Below are 19,282 nucleotides of genomic sequence, written 5' to 3'. Positions count from 1 at the left end.
AAGCGTGATAATGTCACCTGCCGATGATTTGCCGAGTGTGGTGCATGCTTTACACCTTCGTTCCTGTACTGCTACTGCGTACCCTGATTGCTGGCTCTGCACTGAGCATCGTGGTCGCCTGCGCCGCCGAGCCCGTTACAGCGGCCGCACCCAGTCAGCCGACGACAAGCATTACCGAGCCCAAACCGGACAAGCCGTCCGAAGCCGAGCCGGCGCAGCAGAGCTTCAGCGAATGGCGCAGTGCATTTCGCAACGAGGCCCTTCAGGCCGGAATATCGGCGCAGGTATTCGATCGTGCCTTCGCCGGAGTCACCCCCGATCCGAGCATCATTGTCGCCGATCGCAGTCAGCCGGAGTTCACCCGGCCGGTCTGGCAGTACCTGGACGGCGCGCTGTCACAGCAGCGGGTCGAAGGCGGCCGACAGCTCCTGCGCCAGCACTCCGCGACGCTGGACGGCATCGAAGCGCGCTATGGCGTCGATCGCAATACGCTGGTAGCGATCTGGGGACTGGAAAGCAGCTTCGGCCAGATCATGGGCGACAAGGGCGTCGTTCGCTCGCTCGCCACACTGGCGCATGAGGGACGCCGTCCTGGATTTGCCAAAAGCCAGCTGTTGGCAGCCTTGGAAATCCTCCAGCATGGCGATGTCAGCGCCGATCAGCTGCGCGGCTCCTGGGCCGGCGCCATGGGACAGACCCAGTTCATCCCGACCACCTACAACACCCACGCGGTGGATTTCGACGGCGATGGCCGCCGGGACATCTGGAACAGTTCGGCTGATGCCCTGGCGTCGGCCGCCCATTACCTGCAGGCCTCCGGCTGGAAGGCCGGGCAACCCTGGGGCTTCGAGGTCAGCCTGCCGGACGGATTCGACTATGCCCTGGCCGACAGCAGCATCCGCAAGTCGCTGGCCGCCTGGCGCCGTCTCGGCCTGAGCGGGTGGCCGGCGGGCATGGACGAGGCGAGCGCCAGCCTGCTGCTGCCCGCCGGCTATCGCGGCCCCGCATTCCTGGTCCTCGACAATTTCCGCGCGATCCTGCGCTACAACAACTCATCGTCCTATGCGCTGGCGATCGGCCTGTTATCCGAACGCTTCGACGGCGCCGGCGAGGTTCGGGCAAGCTGGCCACAGGGCGAGCAGCCGCTGAGCCGCTCCGAGCGCCTCGAGCTGCAGGAACGCCTGACCAACCAGGGCTTCGAGCCAGGCGCTGCAGACGGCATCATCGGTGCCAATACCCGCAACGCCATCCGCAGCTTCCAGCAACAGCTCGGCTGGCCGGCCGACGGCCATCCGACGCAGGAATTGCTGGGACGGCTGCGGGCAGAGCCTTAGCGAGCATGGCCGAACTCATCGGCCATGCCCTGTGCCAAGCCGCCCGGCGCTGCGCCTGGGTGACTCGCACTTGCCGGCAAGCAAAGCGCGGTAACGCAGGCAAACGCAAATAGGACACTCGTGCACGACCAGATCGCCTGTGCGGCTCTGCGCCGCGGCGGTGTCGATCCGTGCATGCGTCGACCCGCGGACTGACCGGTCAGCGCCTGTGATAAACTGCGCGGCGGCCACAAGCCGTCTCGTCCCACGGAGCCTCTAGCGGAGCCCAGCTTGCCGATGTCCGATATCTCCCAGTCCAAAACCGTTGCCAGCGGCGATAAATTCCGCACCACTCAGGGCATCACCGCGATCAAGGACGGGCAGAAACGCCGCGCCTCAAGCGAACCCCAGGTATTCGAACCCAAGCCCAAGTGGCTGCGGGTCAAGGCACCCAGCGGCAGCCGCTTCGAAGCGGTCAAGCGCAATGTGGGCGAGCACCGTCTGAGCACCGTATGCCAGGAATCGCACTGCCCGAACATGGGCGAATGCTGGTCCAACGGCACCGCCACCATCATGCTGATGGGCTCGGTGTGCACCCGTGCGTGCCGCTTCTGCGCGGTGGATACCGGCAATCCCAACGGCTGGCTGGATCAGGAGGAGCCACAGAACACCGCCAAGTCGGTGGAGCTGATGGCGCTGCGCTATATCGTGCTGACCTCGGTGGACCGTGACGATCTGGACGACGGCGGTGCCGCGCATTACGCCGCCTGCGTGCGCGCCATCAAGGAGCGCACCCCGCTGGTGGTGGTGGAGGCCCTGACCCCGGACTTCGACGGCAACCTGCACGCCATCGAATGCGTGGCGGACTCTGGCCTGGAAGTCTTCGCGCAGAACGTCGAGACGGTCAAGCGCCTGACCCGTGAAGTGCGCGACCCCCGCGCCGGCTACGAGAAGACCCTGCGCGTGCTGGAGCACGCCAAGCGCCACCGCCCGGAGCTGCTGACCAAGACCAGCCTGATGCTGGGCCTGGGCGAAAGCGACGAGGAAGTGCTGCAGACCATGGATGACCTGCGTGCCATCGGCGTGGACATCCTCACGCTCGGCCAGTACCTGCAGCCGACGCGCAACCACCTGCCGGTCAAGCGCTGGGTCAGCCCGGACGAATTCAACCGGTTCCGCGATATCGGTCTGGAGAAGGGCTTTATGGAAGTCGCCGCAGGTCCGCTGGTGCGCTCCAGCTACCGAGCCGACCGGGTGTTCGAGAAGAACAACCTGGGCCTGGCCGCCCCGGTGCCGGTATCGGGCCAGCCATCCGACAGCGGTCTAATACCGACCCTCAATCTGAGCTGATCGCGCCGGACAACGCCTGACCCCAGGCTTCGCCTGGAGGCGTTTTTGTATCCATCATGCCCGCTCACACTGATCGACAGGCGCCCGGCCTAGCAGTCTATTGCGCCTGTGAGGGTCTGCTGCTGCGCGTAGCCGAGGTGCCTGACCAGTTGTTCACCCAGGCGGGCACCAACCTCGGCAAAGGCTACCGGCCCCGCCACCAGATCGGCTAGCTGGGTCATGGCCATGCCGGCGTAGCCGCAAGGATTGATCCGTCCGAAGGGTTCCAGATCCATGTCCACATTGAGCGCCAGGCCATGGAACGAGCGTCCGTTACGAATGCGCAGGCCGAGGGACGCGATCTTCGCACCCGCGACGTACACGCCAGGCGCGTCCGGTTTGGCCAAGGCCTGCACATCGTAGCTGGCCAGCAAATCGATCAGGCTCTGTTCGATGCGACTGACCAGTGCGCGCACACCAAAGCCTAGCCGACGGACGTCCAGCATCAGGTAGCACACCAGTTGCCCGGGGCCGTGATAGGTCACCTGCCCGCCCCGATCAGCCTGTATCACAGGGATGTCGCCGGGCCACAGCAGGTGCTCGGCCTTACCGGCCTGCCCCTGGGTAAACACCGGCGGATGCTGCAGCAGCCAGATCTCGTCAACAGTGTCCGGCTGTCGTTCGTTGGTGAAGCGTTGCATGGCTCGCCAGGCGACGGGATAGTCCACCAGACCGAGCTCACGCACCCCCAGCAGTGCGATACCCATGACTTGAGCACCTGCGCCTGGAGGACTTACAACCATGCGTGCATGGGCGGGATGTCGGCCCATTACAACACCATGTGCACGCGCCCGGTGGCGCGCAGGTCGACATGGATTGCTTGCAACTGCTCGACGCTCGTCGCCGTGATCAGTACCTGCACGGACAGAAAACGTCCGTTACGACTGTCGCGGCTTACCAACGTAGTTTCATCGAAATTCGGCGCATGCCGGCGGATCACTTCTACCACCGTCTCGCTGAAGCCCTCGCCCGCATCGCCGATCACCTTGATCGGATAGCGCTCGCAGGGAAATTCGATTTTGGGTGCTTGTGTTTCGCTTTTGCTTTCGGTCATGGCAACAGACTCATGATCCGCAAGCGCGCCCGGCGCATAGCGAGGGCACGCTCCAGAGGTTCAGTTGAAGAGGTTGAAGAAGAACAGCTGAATGCTATCCCACAAACGGCTGAACAACCCACCTTCCTCTACCGCCTGCAAGGCGATCAGGTCAGTGCTTTGCAGCACCTCGCCATCGAGACTTAGCTCGACCTTGCCGATTACATCACCCTGCTGGATTGGCGCGGTGAGTTCAGGATTAAAGGTAAGGCCGGCCTGGAGTTTGTTCATCTGCCCACGCGGCAGCGTCATGGTCAGGTCGTTCGCCAGCCCGGCACTGACCTGGTCCTGCTGGCCTTTCCAGACCCGCGACTGTGCCAGCTCGACCCCCTTCTGGTAGAAGGTCTTGGTCTCGAAGAAGCGGAAGCCATAAGTCAGCAGTTTTTGCGTCTCGGCGGCACGTGCCTGCTCGCTGCTGGCACCGAAGACAGCGGTGATCAGACGCATGTCATCACGAACCGCGGAGGCAACCAGGCAGTAACCTGCCTCTTCGGTATGACCGGTCTTCAAACCGTCGACGGTCTTGTCACGCCATAGCAGCAGGTTGCGGTTGGGCTGCTTGATGTTGTTCCAGAAAAACTCCTTCTGCGCATAGATGCCGTAGTGCGCCGGATCTTCATAGATGATCGCGCGAGCCAGTTTGGCCATGTCGGCGGCGGACGAATAGTGATCCGGGTGCGGTAGGCCGGTCGAGTTCATGAAATGCGTGTTGGTCATGCCCAGCCGCTGGGCCGTGCTGTTCATGAGGTCGGCGAACGCTTCTTCGCTGCCGGCGATATGCTCGGCCATGGCGACGCTGGCGTCATTGCCTGACTGGATGATGATCCCATGCAGCAGATCGTCCACCGAAACCTGCGTATTGACCTGGATGAACATCCGCGAGCCACCGGTGCGCCAGGCTTTTTCACTGACGGTCACCAGGTCGCTTTCGGAGATCTGGCCCTTCTTGATTTCCAGTGTGGCGATATAAGCCGTCATCAGCTTGGTCAGACTGGCAGGCGGCAGGCGTTCGTCACCGGCATTCTCGACCAGCACCTTGCCGCTGGCTGCGTCCATCAGAACGTAGGACCTGGCCGCCAGCTGTGGCGGTGAAGGAATGATCGGCTCGGCCCAGGCGGTGGGCACCACGGCCAGCACGGTGAGAAGGAACAGCCGCTGCACGAAGGTGGTGATAGTCATTGCGCTCTCAGAAAGGTGGTGTAGCAAAAAAACGATTACAGATCAGCGTCGCTTGTCTATAAGCGGTAAGCGATGTAGAGCCTTCAATCGCCGCGTACTCGGTGCGGGCTTCCCAAATTGGCGAGACGGACGCTCTGTTCGAGCTGCGTGGCTTCATCGGGGGAGTCGATTGGCCCCAGGCGCACCCGGTGCAGGATCTGCTCCTGGTGGACAACCGAACTCACGAATACCGGCGCTTCGGTCAGGCTGCTGAGCTTGTCGCGCAGCAACTGAGCGGCATCAGGGTTGGCAAACGCACCGACCTGGAGATAGACACCGGTCCCGTTTGCGGCACGCCTGTTGCCGGTCGCAACCTCCACCGGCACGTTGGCGCCAGCATGCTGCGTGGGTGGCGGGGTGTACTGCTCGACAGCTTGCGCCAGCGCCCCAGGCGACGGTTTGGCGACCTTTTGCGGCTGCGCCAGCACCATCGGTGCCGGTTGGCCACGCTCGGCCCACCATCGCTCGGGATCGATACCTTCGACCTTGACCCGTGCGGTCCCGGTTTCTGCATAACCCAGCTTCTTCGCCGCCGCGAACGACAGGTCGATGATCCGATCCGAGTAGAACGGACCGCGGTCATTGACCCGCAGCACCACTGTCTTGCCGTTGTCGAGGTTGGTTACCTGAACATAGCTGGGCAGCGGCAGCGTTTTGTGCGCTGCGCTCATGCCGTACAGGTCGTATTTTTCGCCATTGGCGGTCGGCTGACCATGAAACTTGGTGCCGTACCAGGATGCCGTTCCGGTCGCCCGATAGTTGCGCCCATCACCGATGGGATAATAGGTTTTGCCCAGCACGGTATAGGGATTGGCCTTGAACGGGCCATTGTGCGGTGTGGGTGTTGCGTCAGGGATACTGGACACGTCGACATCCCACCAAGGCGCGCCGTCCTTGTGCGGACGCGAGTAGTCACCTGGACCACTGATGCCTGCAGTCTTGGTGGGGCCCGGCGACGGTGTCGGCGCCGACGAGCATCCGACAACCAGCACAGCGACAGTCGCTACCGCCAGCAAACGAGAGGTCATTGCGCACCCCGCGCCTGGAGCAACTGCTCGGAAAGCTGATGGACTGCCATCGCGTACATCACGCTGCGGTTATAACGGGTTATGACATAGAAGTTGGGCAAGCCGACCCAGTACTCGTCACCGTCGGACCCGTCCAGACGAAAGGCGGTGACCGCAATGTCGTCGGCCACCTCCGTTTCGGTCGGCCATTGCCAACCCAGCTCGCGCAATTCAGCGGCCTTCAGGACCGGCTCCAGCCCCTCGGTCAGACCTTCGCCATGCCGCTCGCCACTTACTGTGGCCCGCGCCACCACTGGTGCCCCCGCTGTCCAGCCGTGTTGCTTGAAATAATTGGCGGCGCTGCCGATGGCGTCGACCGGATTCTTCCAGATGTCGATCCGCCCATCCTCGTCAAAGTCCACTGCATAGGCGCGGAAGCTGCTCGGCATGAATTGCGGCAGCCCCATGGCACCGGCGTAAGAACCGGTCAGCGTCAGTGGGTCGACTTGCTCTTCACGGGCCAGCAACAGGAATTCCTTGAGCTGCTGACGGAAGAATGGCTGGCGCGGTGGGTAATCGAAGCCCAGGGTCGACAAGGCATCTATGACGCGATAGTTACCGGTGTTGCGGCCATAAAAGGTTTCGACGCCGATGATGGCGACGATGACCTGTGCCGGCACACCAAATTCCTGCTCGGCGCGCGCCAGCGCCGCCTCGTTCTCGCGCCAGAAGTCAACGCCCTGAGCAACCCGTGAATCGGTGATGAAGATCGGCCGATATGCTTTCCACGCCTTGACGCGTTCTGCCGGCCGGGAAATAGCATCGAGAATCACCTGCTGGCGCTCTGCCTGTGCCAGCACTTCGACCACCTGCTCACTGGCGAACCCATAGTCCTGAGTCATTTCGCGCACGAAATCGGCGACCTTTTCGCCTTGATAACCTGCCGCAAAAACCGCCGGAGCATGTCCGAACGCTGCGAAAAGGCCCGCTCCGCAGAGCGCTCGTGTCAACCAGCCACGTCGTAATCGATCCAAGAAATTCACTCTAGTCAAACGTCAAACCTGTGCGATCCATTTGCGATGGGTGTGGATCGACATCAAAACCCCGAACCCTGATAGCAGGGTTACCAATGAAGTGCCACCAAAACTGATGAAGGGCAACGGCACCCCTACCACCGGCAACAGACCGCTGACCATGCCGATGTTGATGAATACGTAGACGAAAAAGGTCATCGTCAGCGCACCGGCCAGCAACTTGCCAAACAGGGTCTGCGCCTGAACGGTAATGACCAGGCCGCGCATGATCAGCAGCAAATAAAGCAGCAGCAGCAAGCAGACGCCCACCAGGCCGAACTCCTCCGCCAGAACCGCAATAATAAAGTCCGTATGGCTTTCCGGCAAAAAATCCAGATGGGACTGGGTGCCCAGCAACCAACCCTTGCCAAACACCCCGCCTGAACCAATCGCCGCCTTCGACTGGATGATGTTCCAGCCGGTTCCCAGCGGGTCGCTTTCTGGATCGAGGAATGTATGCACGCGCTGTTTCTGGTAGTTGTGCAGTACGAAATACCACATGGCCACGGCGATCGGCACCAGCGCCGCAACCGCGCTCAGAATCCAGCGCCAGCGCAGCCCGGCGATGAACAGCACGAAAGCACCGGAGACCAGTACCATCAGCGAAGTGCCCAGATCCGGCTGTTTGAGGATCAGCACGAAGGGCGTGAGGATCAGGGCAAGGCTGACCATGGTGTGCTTGATGCCTGGTGGCAATGCACGCGCGGACAAATACCAGGCGATGGTCATCGGCATGATGATTTTCATGAACTCGGACGGCTGGAAGCGAATCACCCCGGGGATATTGATCCAGCGGGTCGCGCCCATCGCGGTGTATCCGACGAATTCCACCGCGACCAGCAGCGCTACGACCGCCAAGTAGCCAGCCGGGACCCAGCGCGCCATGAATCTCGGCTCCAGCTGGGCGATGAGCAGCATGGCGCCCAGGCCGAAGCCATAGGAAGTCGCCTGCTTGATCAGCAGATCCACGCTCTTGCCGCCGGCCGAATAAAGAACGAACAAGCTGCCGGCCGCCAGCGTCAGCAGAAGCAAGAGCAGCACCCCATCGATATGCATGCGCTGTAACAGCGTCGCCCGACGGCGCATCACATCGGTGGTCGAAAGCGTGCGGTCGAATGTTCCGCTCATGGCTTGGGCCCCTGTGCCGCCAGGGCCGGCGCATACTCGGCCTTCAGCTCGCCCGCCTCGTTCAACAGCCAGGCGTCCATGACCTGCTTGACCACTGGAGCGGCGACGCCGGACCCGGACTCACCGTTCTCGACCATCACAGCCACTGCTATCTGCGGGTCATGCGCGGGGGCGAAGGCGATGAACAAGGCGTGGTCACGATGGCGTTCGGCAAGTTTGCCGCTGTCATACTTCTCGCCCTGCTTGATGGCCACCACCTGCGCCGTACCGCTTTTGCCGGCGATGAGGTACGCGGCGGTATCGCCTATTTTCTTTGCCGTGCCACGGGCGCCATGCAGCACCTTCACCATGCCATTGATGGAGGCGTCCCAGTAACCGGGATCGCGGAGCTTGATGTCGGGCATCGGTTCCGGATCGACAGGCATTTCACCTTCGATGCTTTTCGCCAGGTGCGGTCTGATCCACTTGCCGTGGGTCGCCATCAGCGCGGTCGCCTGGGCCAGTTGCAACGGCGTGGTCTGCATGTAGCCCTGACCGATGCCGAGGATAATGGTTTCGCCCGGATACCAGGGTTGCCGGTAACGGCCACGCTTCCAGTCTCGCGACGGCATCAGGCCGGCGGTTTCCTCGAACATGTCCAACGCAACGCGCTGGCCGAGGCCAAAGCGACTCATGTAGTCATGCATGCGGTCGATGCCCATCTTGTGGGCAAGGTCGTAAAAGTAGGTGTCGTTGGAACGCAGGATCGCGGTTTCCAGATCCACCCAGCCGTCGCCGCCGCGATTCCAGTTCCGATACTTATGCTTCACATTGGGCAGTTGAAAGAAGCCGGGATCGAACACCTTGCTGTCTTCCGTCACGACTCCAGCATCGAGACCAGCCACTGCCATCATCGGTTTGATCGTAGAGCCCGGCGGGTATAAACCGCGCAGCACGCGATTGAACAAGGGTTGGTCGATCGAGTCGCGCAATTGGCCATAGGCCTTGAAACTGATACCAGTAACGAACAGGTTGGGATCGAAGCTCGGCTGACTGACCATGGCCAACACCTCGCCGGTTGCCGGCTGCAACGCGACGACAGCCCCGCGCCGCCCTGCCAGCGCCGCCTCCGCCGCCTGCTGGAGTTCAAGGTCGAGTGTCAGCGTGATGTCTTTCCCCGGAACCGGATCGGTGCGCTTGAGCACCCGCAGCACTCGCCCACGCGCGTTGGTTTCGACCTCCTCGTAACCCACCTGGCCGTGCAGCAAATCCTCGTAGAAGCGCTCGATGCCCGTCTTGCCGATGTGGTGGGTACCGCTGTAATTCACCGGATCGAGCTGCTTGACCTCCGCCTCGTTGATCCGCCCGACATAACCGACCGAGTGCGCGAAGTGCTCACCCTGAGGATAGTGGCGGACCAGCTGTGCCGCGACCTCGATGCCCGGCAGACGGAACTGATCCACCGCGATGCGGGCGATCTGCTCCTCGGTAAGCTCATACATGATCGGCACCGGTTCGAACGGCCGCCGCCCCTGCAGCATGCGCTTTTCGAACAGCTCGCGCTCTTCGCTGGACAACTCCAGCACCTCGACCACTGCGTCCAGCGTCTTGCGCCAGTCTTCGGCACGCTCACGGGTAACCGTCAGGCTGAAGCTTGGGCGATTATCGGCAATGATCTTGCCGTTGCGATCAAAGATCAGCCCCCGATTGGGCGGAATGGGCTGCACATGGACCCGGTTGTTTTCCGAGAGCGTCGAATGGTGCTGGTACTGCACGACCTGCAGGTAATACAGACGCGCTATCAACACGCCGACCAGCAGCAACACCATTGCCCCGCCCACGAGAACGCGCCGGCGCACCAGACGGGCGTCTTTTTCGTGGTCCTTGAGGGGAATCGGCTGGGACATCTTCGGTTTGGCTGTACTACTTGTGGTAAGGGTGACCCGACAGCAATGTCCAGGCGCGATAGACCTGTTCGCCTACGAGGATACGAACCAGCGGGTGGGGCAATGTCAGTGGCGACAGTGACCAGCGCTGCTCGCTGCGTGCGCACACCTCAGCGGCCAGCCCTTCCGGGCCACCCACCATGAGATTGACATTGCGCGCATCGAGCCGCCAGCGCTCCAGCTCGCCAGCCAGTTGCTCGGTGCTCCACGGCCGCCCCGTCACTTCCAGCGTGACGATGCGCTCGCCGGGTTGCACCTTCGCCAGCATGGCCTCGCCTTCCTGACGAATCAACCGCGCCACGTCGGCATTCTTGCCACGGGTGTTAAGCGATATTTCGTGAAGCTCCAAAGGCAGCTCGGACGGCAGGCGCCTGGCATATTCTTGCCAACCGTCCTCCACCCAGCGCGGCATCTTCGAACCCACCGCAATCAGCTTGATCCGCACGGATCGACTATTCCTGTTCGCCCGCGTGCTGCGCGCGGCTCTGCTCGGCGCCTTGCCAGAGGCGCTCGAGATCGTAGAACTGGCGAGTTGGCACCTGCATCACATGCACCACCACATCCCCCAGGTCGAGCAGAGCCCATTCGCCGCCATCCAGGCCTTCGTTACCAAGAGGGCGTACGCCCTGCTCCTTGACCTTCTCGAGCACGTTCTCGGCGAGCGATTTCACGTGACGGCTGGAGGTGCCGCTGGCGATAACCATGAAGTCGGTGACGCTGGTCTTGCCACGGACATCGATCGTGGTGATATCGGTGCCTTTCAGATCTTCCAGCGCGCTGACGGCCAGCTGGGCCAACGAATCATTTTGCATAATGTAAAACAACCTCAGTTCGACGCCCGGTACAGTCCGTGCGCGTTGATATAAGCCAGCACGGCGTCCGGTACCAGAAAGCGTACAGACCGGCCGCTGGCCAGAAATTGACGAATACGGGTTGCCGACACCCCTAGCGGGGCCTGCCAGACGAAAGCAATTTGCCCGCCGCTGCCGGTAAGCGTCAGCGGATCGTTCACGCTGCGTGCCGCCAGCAGGTCCCGCAGCGCCTCCGGCGGCTCGCTGTCGGCATCCGGCCGTTGCATCACCAGAATATGGCAATGATCGAGCAGCTCATCCCAGCGATGCCAACCGGGAAGCCCGCAGAAGGCATCCCAACCCATGATCAGAAAGACCTGATCGTCATCAGCCAGCTCGGCACGCAAAGACACCAGCGTGTCGAGGGTGTAAGACGGCTTGTCACGCTCCAACTCGCGTGCATCGACCGCAAGCGGAGCCAAGTCCTGCACCGCCAGCCGGACCATGTTCAAGCGATCCTGCGCAGTGCTGTATGGCGTTTCACGGTGCGGTGGGCGGTAGTTAGGGACCAGGCGAACCTCGTCGAGCGCGACCATTTCTGCCACTTCCAGGGCGCCGCGTAAATGCCCGATGTGCACCGGGTCAAAGGTGCCACCGAGAAGGCCGATGCGCCGAGGGGTGCCAGTTGCCCTCATCAAGTACGCACGTGGCCGTCGCCGAATACCACGTACTTCTCGCTGGTCAGACCTTCCAGGCCGACCGGACCACGGGCGTGCAGCTTATCGGTGGAAATGCCGATCTCGGCGCCCAGCCCGTACTCGAAGCCGTCGGCAAAACGAGTGGAGGCGTTGACCATTACCGACGCCGAATCGACCTCAGTAATGAAGCGCCGCGCATCGGTGAAGTTTTCCGTGACGATCGCGTCAGTGTGCTGCGAACCGTAGCGGTTGATGTGCTCGATGGCTTGATCCAGAGAGTCGACAATGCGGATCGACAGGATCGGCGCGTTGTACTCGGTGGACCAATCCTCTTCGCGGGCAGCCACCACATCGCTACCGAGCAATTCACAGGTCCGCGGGCAGCCACGCAGTTCGACGCCCTTCTCCCGGTAGATCGCGGCCAGCGGCGGCAACACACGAGCGGCGATGGATGCATGAACCAACAGCGTTTCCATGGTGTTGCACGGCGCATAGCGCTGGGTCTTGGCGTTGTCGGCGATGCGGACAGCCTTGTCGAGGTCGGCCGCCTGATCGATGAACACGTGGCAGATTCCGTCCAGATGCTTGATCACCGGCACCTTGGCGTCGCGACTGATGCGCTCGATCAGCCCCTTACCACCGCGCGGCACGATTACATCCAGGTATTCCGGCATGCTGATCAATGCCCCAACGGCGGCGCGGTCGGTGGTCTCGACAACTTGCACCGCAGCAGCTGGCAACTGGGCCTCGGCCAGGCCCAGTTGAATGCAGCGAGCAATGGCCTGGTTCGAATGGATCGCTTCCGAGCCGCCACGCAAAATAGTGGCGTTGCCCGACTTGAGACACAGGCTGGCCGCATCGATGGTCACGTTGGGCCGTGACTCGTAGATGATCCCAACCACCCCCAGCGGCACGCGCATCTTGCCAACCTGAATGCCAGAAGGCAGGTAGCGCATGTCGCGGATCTCGCCGATGGGGTCAGGCAGGTTCGCGACCTGGCGCAGCCCCTCGATCATGTCGTCGATACGCGCCGGCGTCAGGGCCAGACGATCGAGCATGGCCTCGTCCAGACCATTGCCGCGCCCGGCCTCGAGGTCCTCACGATTGGCCCGGACCAGCTCCTCGCGCGCGCCGTCAAGCGCGGCGGCGGCGGCTTGCAAGGCCCGGTTCTTCTGCGCCGTGGGCGCGCGCGCTAGCACGCGCGACGCCTCGCGCGCGGCGCGACCGAGGCGGGTCATGTAGTCGAGTACGGACTCGGTCATGGTCTGGCTGGCCTGACTGAAGGGAAAGCGGCTGATTATAGCCACCCATGCGCCTCGCGCACAGCGGCGCCGGGCGAATGGCAGAAAAGCATCCGACCGCAGGTCACGCCACCGAATGTGCCACCTGACCACTCAAGCGCGTCGAAATCCGCCGCTTGGTCAGCGACCGCTCCAGGCTATTCCCAGCGCTATCATGGCCAGACGCTTGAAACCCGGGCGCCAGGTGCCGGGTCGAAGCGTTTCGGACCCAGGAAAACAACCATGCCGGAATGGCTTACCGCACTCTCCAGTTGTCTCACTGAGCACCCACAATGGCTTGGCCTTAGCCTGTTTGTAGTCGCCTGTCTCGAATGCCTCGCCATTGTTGGCTTGCTGATGCCCGGCACCGTGCTGGTGCTGGCCATCGCGGTCGTCGCCGGCAGTGGCGTGCTGAGCCTCGGCGAGACACTGCTGCTCGGCTATGCCGGCGGTTTGCTTGGCGACCTGCTCTCCTACGGGCTGGGGCGCCGCTATCATCAAAATATTCGCAATATTCGCGGCCTGCGCGACCACCCGGAATGGCTGATACGCGCCGAGTCGTACTTCGAGCGCTACGGCATCGCCAGTCTGCTTGTAGGACGCTTCATCGGTCCGCTGCGACCCATGTTGCCGGTGACCGCGGGCATGCTCGACATGCCGTTCGGACGCTTTCTCCTGGTCAGCCTGGTCGCCGCGGCCGGCTGGTCGATGGCCTATCTGCTGCCGGGCTGGGCGGCGGGTGCAGCCGTGCGACTGCCCCTGCCAGAGGGCTTCTGGAGCGAGGCGGGCGTGGTAACCGCCGCTCTGCTTCTGCTCGTCGGCAGCATGGTGCATGGCAGCCTGCATCAGATGCGCTGGGTGACCCCGCTTGCCGCCGGCCTCAGCGCAGCCGTTCTGATTGGGCTGTTCATTGGTTGGCCCTACCTGGCGGAATTCGACGAAGGGCTGATGACCGTCATTCAGGGCGAGCGCAGCCCGATCTTCGACCGTTTCATGGTGGTGGTCACACGCGCCGGCGACTTCCATACCCAGCTGTGGGCCGCCGTGTTGCTGAGTCTGTTGTTGATCGCCACGAAACAGTGGCGCGCGGCGGTCTTCACCATTCTCACGCTGCTGGGCACCGCGTTGGCCAACGGCGCACTTAAGGCGACCTTCGGCCGCATCCGCCCGGAAATCCTGTTGGAGCCCCTGCACAGCTTCAGCTTCCCCAGCGGTCACAGCTCGGCGGCATTCGCCTTTTTTCTCACCCTTGGGGTTCTCGCCGGCCGCGGCCAGCCACCGCGCCTGCGCCTGGCCTGGGTGCTATTGGGCGCCCTGCCGGCCACCGCCATTGCACTGTCGCGCGTCTATCTCGGCGTGCATTGGCCAACCGATGTGATCGCTGGCGCGGTGTTGGCAGCCAGCATTTGCGCCGCGAGCCTGACCCTTGTGCAATGGCGCGCACCGATGACGGCACTGTCGCCGAAAATATGGTGGCTGATCCTGCCGGCCACCCTGGGTCTGATCGGCGCCTTTGCGATCTGGGCATTGCCAGGCGCCATGCTGCTGTATCGCTACCAGTAGTGCCGGCCAGGCCATTCAGGCGCCGTATTATTCGACCGCCTCGCCCTGCAGTTGCTCCAGCCAACGCTGAATCCGCTGCAATTGCAGCGCTGGATCGTCAAGCTGCAACAGTTCGATTTTCTGCTCCGGCTGAAAGGGCAGCAGGTAGGCCAGCTGATGCGCCAGTGAGCGCTGGCCCTGCGCGGCACCGCCCATCCCCAGGGCCTCTACCAGCGGATGCTGACCGAGCGCCTCCAGCAGAATAGCCAGATCAAGATGCTCATCCTTCAGCGGCAGGTCGTCCCCCTCCTCGCGCCAGTTGATCTCGGCAACGGTCAGCTGATCACGCTGCACCTCGGCCGCCAACACATCGAAGCGACGGCCGCCCTCGACGCGTATGCCCAACAAGCCATTGGGGCGCTGTTGCCAATCGCGAATCAACGCTTCACAGCCGGTCAGGGCATATTCGCTCGGCGCCAACCCCACTTCGCTGCCCTCGATGAGACGCACCACGCCGAAGCCATGTCCGCCCTTCAGGCAGCTGCTGACCATATCCAGATAGCGCGCCTCGAAGAGCTGCAGATCGAGGGTGCACCCGGGAAACAGAACGGTATCGAGCGGAAACAACGGTAGCTTCATTCAAACTCCTTACGACAGCATCAGCACGGCCAAAGGCAGCAGCACTGCGGTCATCACGCCCATCAGGCTCATGGCCAGTGCCGCAAACGCGCCGCACTCGTCGCCTTCCTGCAACGCCTGGGCAGTCCCCACCGCATGCGCAGTCAGACCCAGCGCCATGCCTCGGGCGGCAGGATGCTGAACGCCAAACCTGCGCAACAGTTCCGGGCCGATGATCGCACCGATGATGCCCGTGATCATCACGAAGACTGCTGCCAGCGCCACCACGCCGCCGATCTGCTCGGCCACCAGCATGGCGATAGGCGAGGTAACCGACTTGGGCGCCAGGGTCAGCAGGATCATCCGGTCGGCACCAAAGGCCCAGGCCAGCGTCATGCCCAGCGCCGTAGCGCCGGTGCCGGCCAGTAGCAGGGTGAGCATGATAGGCCCGAACAGTTCGCGGATCCTCCGCAGGTTCAGGTACAGCGGCACGGCGAGTGCCACGGTGGTCGGCCCGAGGAGCACGGTCAGCATCTGGGCGCTGTCGCGGTACTCCTCATAGCTCAGACCGCAAAGCACAAGCGTACCGACCACCACCACCATGGACACCAGCACTGGCTGCAGAAATACCCAGCGGGTTTTTTCGTAAGCCCCGTAGGCCAACTGAAAAGCTGCCAAGGTGATCGCCACGCCAAACAACGGGTGATGAATGACCGCGCCCCAAGCCGCCTGCCATTGCATCGCGCTCATGCGCGACCTGCCTTGCGCTGCTGACGGCGAATCAGCGCCTGCATCAGCCAGCCGGTAAACACCAACGACACCACCAGCGAAAGCACCAGTACGCCGACGATGGCCCAGAAATCCTCGAGAATCGCCCCGGTGTAGGCCATCACACCCACAGCGGGCGGCACCAGCAACAAGGGCAGATAACGCAACAGGCTACTGGCGGCGACCTGCAGCGATTCACTCGCTTGCCCGCGAGCCAGCAGCGCTACGAACAGCAACAGCAAGCCGATGATTGGCCCCGGCAGCATTGGCAGAACCATTACGTTGAGCGCAGTGCCAAGCAGTTGGAACAGCAGCAGCCAGGTTAGTCCGCGTAGCAGCATGGAAGCCTCCAGAGCAAAGGAGCGCAATTATAAGCATCTCGCCACACCGACACTCGCAACGGCTCTCCATCAGCCTATGGCGCGCCATTCGCACGAACCATGCTTGGTTGATTCGCCCTCGGCTGCGTGCTGATCTAGCGTTGCGTCACATCGGCACAACACAACCAACACCGGAGGACATATGCCGCACGTACCCGCAGCAGAACTCAAGGACTACATTGGCAAGGAGCTTGGCCGCTCCGAATGGTTCACCGTCGACCAGCAGCGAGTCGATCGGTTCGCCGAGTGCACTGGTGATCACCAGTTCATCCACATCGACCCGGAGAAAGCGGCGCAAACCCCGTTCGGCGGGACCATCGCCCACGGCTTCCTGTCGCTTTCGCTATTGCCGATGTTGATGGGCGAACTGATGGTTCGCCCTGAAGGAACCAAGATGGGCGTCAACTACGGGCTCGACAGCCTGCGTTTCATCCAACCGGTCAGGGTCGGCTCGCGGGTGCGCGTGGCGGCGACGCTGCTGGACGCCTACGAGAAGAATCCGGGACAGTGGCTGCTCAAGTCGCGCGCCGTGATGGAAATCGAGGGCGTGGAAAAACCTGCCTATATCGCCGAAACCCTGGCGCTCTGCATCGTCTGATGTCGCCGGGGTGCGTGGTTTGTCGCACCCCGCCGAGTTTGCGGCATACTGCGGTGCCGCCCCTTCTGGATAGCCACATGCGCCACCTCGCTCCGCTTCTGTTCGCCTGTTTTTTGACCGCCTGCGGTGATGGCGAACCGTTGTTGCCTGCCGACGCCGTGCTGCCTGATGGTGGTCGTTACCGGGGCGAGATGATCGATGGCCTGCTGCAGGGCGAAGGGCGGATCGACTACCCCAACGGCAGCCATTACCTCGGCTCATTCAAGGATGGACAGTGGCACGGTCAGGGCGTCTGGCAAGGCGCCAACGGCGACCGTTACGAAGGTGAATTCAAACAGGGGCTGTTCGACGGCCAGGGCCGTTTCAGCTACGCCACCGGTGGCGTCTATGAAGGGCATTTCGAGCGGGGAAGCCTCAACGGCACGGGCCGCTACAGCGAACCCGGCCTGAGCTACGAAGGTGGGTTCAAGGACGGCCTCTATCACGGCACCGGCAAATTGCAGGAAGCACAGGGCATCAGCTACGAGGGCGAATTCGGCGACGGTCAGCCCGACGGCGAGGGCACCCGCAGCGACACCAGTGGAGTATTCAGCGGCACCTTCAGCGACGGCCGACTCAGCGGTGACGGCCTTTACCGTGGCAATGACGGCGAGCATTACCTGGGCCGGTTTCAGGACGACCTTTTCCATGGCCCGGGGCGCTACGAAGATGCTGCCGGAAATCTCTGGAGAGGCACGTTCAAACACGGCGAACTAAGCGGCAACGGCGAATATGTCGGCATCGACGGTACGCACTACAGCGGACAGTTCACCCGCTGGCAGTACAACGGCGAAGGTGATCTGCGCCAGCCGGACGGCGCTCAGTACGTCGGTCGTTTCCAGGCAGGCCAGTTCGATGGGCCGGGCACCCTCATCCTCGCTGACGGCACCAAGCGCAGCGGTACGTGGCGGGCCGGCCGCCAAAGCCAGGATGCTCAAGGCAAGCGCCTGCCCGACCCGCTGGAGATCGGCCTGCTGCGCCAGGGCCAGCTGTTGGCGGACGCCCTTGGTGCAGTGCCGCCATCGACCCCGGCGGCAGAGCTCTACAGCCTGACCCTGGCCGGCGATGGGCAGCAAAGTGTGTTTCTGCGCGAAGTCGACTACGTGGACGACCTGCTGGCTGAGCGTTTCGCCGCCCGTGGTCAGATCAGCCTGGTCAACCACCGCGACCACCTCGCCGACCGGCCACTGGCCACTCGCGAAAACCTTTCCCGCGCGATTGCCCGGCTGGCCGAGCGCAGCGGAGAAGAAGATTTGATCTTCATCTACCTGACCAGTCACGGCTCCGCTGACCATCAGTTGGTATTGGCACAACCCCGGCTGGCACTCGAGGACCTGCCGGCGGCGGACCTGGCGGCGCTGCTGCAGCCGCTCGCCGAACGCAACAAGGTGGTGGTGATTTCCGCCTGCTATTCCGGCGGGTTCATCGAGCCGTTGAAAAGCCCCAACACGCTCATCATTACCGCCGCTCGCGCCGACCGCGTGTCGTTCGGCTGCTCCGAGGACAGCGACTTCACCTACTTCGGCCGCGCCCTGTTCGCCGAAGCCCTGCAGGAAACCAAGGATATCGTGCAGGCCTTCACGCTGGCACAGGCAAGGGTTGCCGAACGGGAACAAGCCGACCACTATCAAGCTTCGGGGCCGCAGATATGGGCGCCCGAGCAGGTTGTCGAACATTGGCGAGTGCTGAGCAGACAGCAGCCAGCGCCATCTGACTGATCGTCACAGGAAGCCAAACCATGTACCTGACGCCACAGCGCATTTTGCTTGCCGGCGCCACCGGGCTAACCGGCGGGCACCTGCTCGACCGCCTGCTCAACGAACCCACAGTAGCGCGCGTGCTCGCCCCCAGCCGCACGCAATTAGCCGCCCACCCGCGGCTTGAGAACCCGACTGGCCCGCTGCAGACGCTGCTGCCGAAGCTGTCGGGTAACATCGACACCGCGTTCTGCTGCCTGGGTAGCACACTGAAGGAAGCAGGCAGCCAGGACGCCTTTCGCGCCATCGATCATGATCTGGTTGTCGCCTTCGCCAAGCGCGCTCGGGAGCTGGGCGCGCGCCACCTGCTGGTGATCAGCTCACTGGGCGCCGACCCCGCCAGTGCCATTTTTTACTGCCGTGTCAAAGGCGAGATGGAGCAGGCGCTGCGCGCCCAGGACTGGCCGCAACTGACCATCGCGCGACCTTCGCAGCTGCTCGGGCCACGCATGCAGGTCCGTCCGGTCGAACGGCTGACCGCCCCGCTCTTCCATCTGTTGCCCGGCAAATACCGGGGTATCTCCGCCTGCACCCTGGCACGGGCGCTCTGGCGCCTGGCGCTGGAGGAAGGCGAAGGGACGCGGATTGTCGAGTCGGATGAGCTGAGGCGGCTGGGAAGGTAACGCGCGGAACCGCGCGGAGCGCTGGAGGCTGGAGGCTGGAGG

General features: G+C 62.9%; 20 protein-coding genes. 6 read left to right on the top strand and 14 right to left on the bottom strand.

Going from position 1 to position 19,282, the window contains the following annotated elements; translation table 11 throughout:
- Positions 1-44: 44 nt before the first annotated feature.
- Both NA637_RS17505 and lipA read left to right on the top strand, forming a co-directional pair.
- A complete protein-coding gene (locus NA637_RS17505) occupies positions 45-1,334 on the top strand; it encodes a lytic murein transglycosylase (protein ID WP_256073567.1) in 1,290 nt (429 codons plus the stop codon).
- 276 nt (positions 1,335-1,610) lie between these two features.
- On the top strand, positions 1,611-2,663 hold the full coding sequence (gene lipA / locus NA637_RS17500) for a lipoyl synthase (RefSeq protein ID WP_256073566.1): 1,053 nt from the start codon (positions 1,611-1,613) through the stop codon (positions 2,661-2,663).
- 89 nt (positions 2,664-2,752) lie between these two features.
- On the opposite strand, the gene lipB is transcribed toward lipA, so the two are convergent.
- From lipB to NA637_RS17445, 11 genes are all read right to left on the bottom strand, one after another.
- Entirely contained in the window at positions 2,753-3,409 is a 657-nt protein-coding gene (lipB, locus tag NA637_RS17495; RefSeq protein WP_256073564.1) for a lipoyl(octanoyl) transferase LipB, read from the bottom strand.
- A gap of 62 nt (positions 3,410-3,471) precedes the next feature.
- Positions 3,472-3,756 carry a DUF493 domain-containing protein gene (locus tag NA637_RS17490; protein WP_045424051.1) on the bottom strand — a complete coding sequence of 95 codons (285 nt, stop codon included), beginning with the start codon at positions 3,754-3,756 and terminating at the stop codon, positions 3,472-3,474.
- A 60-nt stretch (positions 3,757-3,816) separates the two neighbouring features.
- Complete coding sequence (locus tag NA637_RS17485) at positions 3,817-4,974, bottom strand: D-alanyl-D-alanine carboxypeptidase family protein (protein WP_256073563.1); 1,158 nt, start codon at positions 4,972-4,974, stop codon at positions 3,817-3,819.
- An 83-nt stretch (positions 4,975-5,057) separates the two neighbouring features.
- On the bottom strand, positions 5,058-6,041 hold the full coding sequence (locus NA637_RS17480) for a septal ring lytic transglycosylase RlpA family protein (RefSeq protein ID WP_256073562.1): 984 nt from the start codon (positions 6,039-6,041) through the stop codon (positions 5,058-5,060).
- Positions 6,038-6,922, bottom strand: a complete 885-nt coding sequence (gene mltB / locus NA637_RS17475) for a lytic murein transglycosylase B (RefSeq protein ID WP_423836744.1) — start codon at positions 6,920-6,922, stop codon at positions 6,038-6,040. The genes NA637_RS17480 and mltB overlap by 4 nt, the downstream gene beginning before the upstream one ends.
- 153 nt (positions 6,923-7,075) lie before the next feature.
- A complete protein-coding gene (rodA, locus tag NA637_RS17470) occupies positions 7,076-8,221 on the bottom strand; it encodes a rod shape-determining protein RodA (protein WP_272889186.1) in 1,146 nt (381 codons plus the stop codon).
- Positions 8,218-10,107, bottom strand: coding sequence for a penicillin-binding protein 2 (gene mrdA / locus NA637_RS17465; RefSeq protein WP_256073561.1), 1,890 nt, complete (start codon positions 10,105-10,107; stop codon positions 8,218-8,220). The genes rodA and mrdA overlap by 4 nt, the downstream gene beginning before the upstream one ends.
- Before the next feature lie 16 nt (positions 10,108-10,123).
- A complete protein-coding gene (rlmH, locus tag NA637_RS17460) occupies positions 10,124-10,591 on the bottom strand; it encodes a 23S rRNA (pseudouridine(1915)-N(3))-methyltransferase RlmH (RefSeq protein ID WP_256073560.1) in 468 nt (155 codons plus the stop codon).
- A 7-nt stretch (positions 10,592-10,598) separates the two neighbouring features.
- Positions 10,599-10,958 (bottom strand): ribosome silencing factor, encoded by a 360-nt coding sequence (rsfS, locus tag NA637_RS17455; RefSeq protein WP_256073559.1) that lies wholly within the window; start codon positions 10,956-10,958, stop codon positions 10,599-10,601.
- Positions 10,959-10,972: 14 nt separating this feature from the next.
- Entirely contained in the window at positions 10,973-11,632 is a 660-nt protein-coding gene (gene nadD / locus NA637_RS17450) for a nicotinate-nucleotide adenylyltransferase (protein WP_256073557.1), read from the bottom strand.
- Complete coding sequence (locus NA637_RS17445; protein ID WP_256073578.1) at positions 11,632-12,897, bottom strand: glutamate-5-semialdehyde dehydrogenase; 1,266 nt, start codon at positions 12,895-12,897, stop codon at positions 11,632-11,634. Before NA637_RS17445 ends, nadD begins: the two co-directional genes overlap by 1 nt.
- Before the next feature lie 261 nt (positions 12,898-13,158).
- Here NA637_RS17445 and NA637_RS17440 point away from each other — a divergent pair, with 261 nt between their 5' ends.
- Positions 13,159-14,478, top strand: a complete 1,320-nt coding sequence (locus tag NA637_RS17440; RefSeq protein WP_256073556.1) for a bifunctional DedA family/phosphatase PAP2 family protein — start codon at positions 13,159-13,161, stop codon at positions 14,476-14,478.
- 27 nt (positions 14,479-14,505) lie between these two features.
- On the opposite strand, the gene NA637_RS17435 is transcribed toward NA637_RS17440, so the two are convergent.
- The 3 genes from NA637_RS17435 to NA637_RS17425 are packed head-to-tail and all read right to left on the bottom strand — an operon-like array spanning position 14,506 to position 16,184.
- Complete coding sequence (locus tag NA637_RS17435) at positions 14,506-15,096, bottom strand: LON peptidase substrate-binding domain-containing protein (protein ID WP_256073555.1); 591 nt, start codon at positions 15,094-15,096, stop codon at positions 14,506-14,508.
- A gap of 9 nt (positions 15,097-15,105) precedes the next feature.
- Positions 15,106-15,816 carry an LrgB family protein gene (locus NA637_RS17430; protein WP_256073577.1) on the bottom strand — a complete coding sequence of 237 codons (711 nt, stop codon included), beginning with the start codon at positions 15,814-15,816 and terminating at the stop codon, positions 15,106-15,108.
- 5 nt (positions 15,817-15,821) lie between these two features.
- On the bottom strand, positions 15,822-16,184 hold the full coding sequence (locus NA637_RS17425) for a CidA/LrgA family protein (RefSeq protein WP_256073554.1): 363 nt from the start codon (positions 16,182-16,184) through the stop codon (positions 15,822-15,824).
- A gap of 181 nt (positions 16,185-16,365) precedes the next feature.
- On the opposite strand from NA637_RS17425, the gene NA637_RS17420 reads away from it, so the two are divergent.
- The 3 genes from NA637_RS17420 (at position 16,366) to NA637_RS17410 (ending at position 19,240) form a co-directional block, all read left to right on the top strand.
- On the top strand, positions 16,366-16,821 hold the full coding sequence (locus tag NA637_RS17420) for a MaoC family dehydratase (RefSeq protein ID WP_256073552.1): 456 nt from the start codon (positions 16,366-16,368) through the stop codon (positions 16,819-16,821).
- Between the two features lie 77 nt (positions 16,822-16,898).
- Positions 16,899-18,578, top strand: coding sequence for a C13 family peptidase (locus tag NA637_RS17415; protein ID WP_256073551.1), 1,680 nt, complete (start codon positions 16,899-16,901; stop codon positions 18,576-18,578).
- A gap of 20 nt (positions 18,579-18,598) precedes the next feature.
- On the top strand, positions 18,599-19,240 hold the full coding sequence (locus tag NA637_RS17410; RefSeq protein ID WP_256073550.1) for an oxidoreductase: 642 nt from the start codon (positions 18,599-18,601) through the stop codon (positions 19,238-19,240).
- Positions 19,241-19,282 lie beyond the last annotated feature (42 nt).

This window comes from Stutzerimonas stutzeri (assembly GCF_024448935.1).
Lineage (GTDB): Bacteria > Pseudomonadota > Gammaproteobacteria > Pseudomonadales > Pseudomonadaceae > Stutzerimonas > Stutzerimonas stutzeri_AO.
This window is presented reverse-complemented; position numbering and strand designations above follow the sequence as displayed.